Here is a 2911-nt window from a genome sequence, read left to right as displayed (position 1 = left end):
TCTTCGTCGCTGTCGTTCTTGTCCTTCAGCATCACATATTCAAACGTGATGCGCCGGGCGTTGTTGACGCCGGGATAATCGGCGCACGCCCGCAGCAGCTGTTCGATGCCGTATTTCTTGTTGATCGGCACGATCTCGTCGCGGATTTCCTTGGTGACGGCGTGCAGCGAAACGGCGAGATTGACGCCGATTTCCTTGCCGGCGCGCGCCATCATCGGCACCACGCCGCTGGTCGACAGCGTGATGCGGCGCTTGGACAGGCCCAGCCCGTCGCCATCCATGACGATCTGCAGCGCATCGCGCACATTGTCGAAATTATACAGCGGTTCGCCCATGCCCATCATCACGATGTTGGTGAGCATGCGGCCTTCGGATGTGTAGTTGCTGCCCGGATTGTGCGCGCCGGGCACCCACGGCACATCGTCTTCATCCAGATCATCAGCGGCATCGCTGGCGGTGGGCCGGGTGATCGGCACCGGCGCCGCGCCCGGCCATTCGCCCAGCGCATCGCGTGCCAGCATGACCTGGCCAACGATTTCGGCAGCGGTGAGGTTCCTGACCAGCTTCATGGTGCCGGTGTGGCAGAAACGGCAATTGAGCGTGCAGCCGACCTGTGACGATACACACAGCGTGCCGCGCCAGGCATCGGGGATGAACACGCATTCGGCTTCTTCGCCGTCGCCAAAGCGCAGCAGCCATTTCCGAGTGCCATCGTTCGACACTTGCGCCGTCACCACTTCCGGGCGGCCGACGATGAAATGTTCATCCAGCACGGCGCGCGTGTCCTTGGCGATGTTGGCCATCGCCGAAATTTCGGTGACCCCGCGGTGATAAAGCCAGTGCCACATCTGGCTGGCGCGCATGTTCACCTGCTTGGCCGGCAGGCCGATCTCGGCCAGCGCGGCGCGCAGTTGATCCTTGGAAAGGCCGATCAAGGCACGCTTGCCATCGGCACGCGGTGCAGCGGCCTTGCGCGGCAACACCATCGGGTCAGACAGGCCGGGGATCGGCATCACATCAGCCGGCACGATCGGTTCGGCCAGATTGTCGTTGATCGGGGGAGCATCGTTCGTCATCGCGCGGCCATATCGCAAAACCACCGCAGCGTAAAACAGCTTGCGCAGCCGCAGCGGTGCAGCGACACCGGTTGGTAGCTTCAAGGGGAGCATCTGGGGGTATGATGGCGGCGATCCTGTCCAACCGAAATCTGGCTTATGCGACTGCGGCTCTGCTGGCCGTGGTGCTGGTCGCGGTCGCGCGCGGCGGTGGTGGCTTTCCGGCGCTGCCAGTGCTGGTGCAGATTCATCTGGCCAGCATGGTGTTTGTCATGGCGCTCACCGTGCCGATGCTGCTGGCGGCCAAGGGCACGCCGCGCCACCGCCTGCTGGGTCGCATCTGGGCCGGGCTGATGTGGGGCAATGCCATTATCACTCTGTTCTTCAATGCCGGCAGCCGCCAGGCCGGCGGCGTGTTCGTAGGCGATTGGTCCCCCATTCATGCGCTCAGCATTTTCGTGGCGGTGATGGTGCCGGTGGCCGTGATGCGCGCGCGCCGCCACGACCGCGCTGGCCATGAATCGGCCATGCGCGGGCTGGTCATCGGCAGCTTGCTGGTCGCGGGCTTCTTCACACTGCCGTTCGGGCGAATGCTGGGCACGTGGCTGATGGGCCACTAGCTTCAGCCCGGCTGGTGCAGTCCCTGCACGCGGGCGCCGGCAGTGCGCAGCCGTTCGGCGCCGGCGCGGCGCATCATCTGGCGCGGGGAATGGAAATGGGCCAGCGGCGTCATGCCCATATAGGCTTTGAATTCGCGGATGAAGTGCGACTGATCGAAATAGCCGCCGTCGAGCAGCGTTGAAAGCGGCTGGTCGAGCCGATCGCCAATTTCGGCCAGCGTGCGCAGAAAACGCTGCCGGCGCAGCAATTGCTTGGGCGAAAAGCCAAAGGCGCGGTGGCACAGCCGGGCCAGCGTGCGCTGGGTCAGCCCCAGATCGGCTGCAAAATGTGGCACGGTGTCGATGCTGTCGCTCACCAGCGCCTGCTGCAGCCGTGCGATCAGCGGGTCGGGCAGCGGCGCGGCGGCGGCCAGTTCGCTGAAGAACGCATCGAACAAGGCGCAGCGGCCGTCCCAATCTGCAGCGCACAGGTTGGCCCACAGCGTGTCGGCGCGCGCGCCGAAAATCTCGGTCAGGTCGCTGATGCGATTGGCGTGGTCGTGGGCGGATCGGTCAACCAATGTGGCCCAGCCCAGCGCCGTGAGGCCCACGCCGACCATGCTGCCCGGCCCAGCGGAACTGACGATGCCGGTGCGATCGGTCGGGCCAAACAGCGCGCCGCGTTGCGGGGTGGGATCGTCAAGACCCGGCCGCGTCACGGCCCATTCGCCGCGCAGGGTGAAACGGATATTGCCCCATTCGGGATGCAGATGATCTTCCAGCGCCACCGGCGTGGTGACGCCGTAGTAAGTGGTGATCAGCGGCCGCAGATGCGCCGCCGGAAGGGCAAATTGCACTGTTGGCAAGACATTGCGCGTCTGATCATCATTTGCTTTGAACATGCTACCCCAACCTCGACCCCTGAATTGCGTGTCGCAATTCAGGGGTCGCGACAAGCGATGGGCCAGGCAGGTTACCGAATTTTCATTTGGCATTCATCATGCCAACGCCGCGCCTCACATCGCGCTGATGCCGCCATCCACATACAGGCCGTGGCCAGTCACCATCTTGGCTTCGTCGCTGGCCAGATAGACAGCGGCCCAGGCGATATCGTCCGGTTCACCCACGGCGCCCAGCGGAATCTGGCGGCCCAGCTTGGCCAGGCCCTCTTCGCGGCCCATGCGGCTGGTGATGCCATCCAGGATCGGCGTGTCGATGAACACCGGGTGGATGCTGTTGCAGGTGATGCGATACTGC

General features: G+C 64.3%; 4 protein-coding genes. 1 reads left to right on the top strand and 3 read right to left on the bottom strand.

Annotated features, from left to right (window positions below; genetic code table 11):
- The coding region (gene rlmN, locus RMO81_RS04585) for a 23S rRNA (adenine(2503)-C(2))-methyltransferase RlmN (RefSeq protein ID WP_310474579.1) at nt 1-1013 on the bottom strand (1013 nt) is incomplete at its 3' end.
- A 164-nt stretch (nt 1014-1177) separates the two neighbouring features.
- Here rlmN and RMO81_RS04580 point away from each other — a divergent pair.
- Nucleotides 1178-1675, top strand: coding sequence for a hypothetical protein (locus tag RMO81_RS04580; protein ID WP_310474578.1), 498 nt, complete (start codon nt 1178-1180; stop codon nt 1673-1675).
- Nucleotides 1676-1677: 2 nt separating this feature from the next.
- Here RMO81_RS04580 and RMO81_RS04575 read toward each other — a convergent pair whose 3' ends face one another.
- Both RMO81_RS04575 and RMO81_RS04570 read right to left on the bottom strand, forming a co-directional pair.
- Nucleotides 1678-2511: a helix-turn-helix domain-containing protein gene (locus RMO81_RS04575; RefSeq protein ID WP_310474577.1), complete on the bottom strand. Its 834-nt coding sequence runs from the start codon at nt 2509-2511 to the stop codon at nt 1678-1680.
- Between the two features lie 159 nt (nt 2512-2670).
- The coding region (locus RMO81_RS04570) for an SDR family oxidoreductase (protein WP_310474576.1) at nt 2671-2911 on the bottom strand (241 nt) is incomplete at its 5' end.

It is taken from the genome of Sandarakinorhabdus sp. (assembly GCF_031422795.1).
In the GTDB taxonomy this organism is placed as follows: Bacteria; Pseudomonadota; Alphaproteobacteria; order Sphingomonadales; family Sphingomonadaceae; genus Sandarakinorhabdus.
Note: the sequence above shows the minus strand (reverse complement) of the source record. Positions and strands in the feature narration are given on the sequence as shown.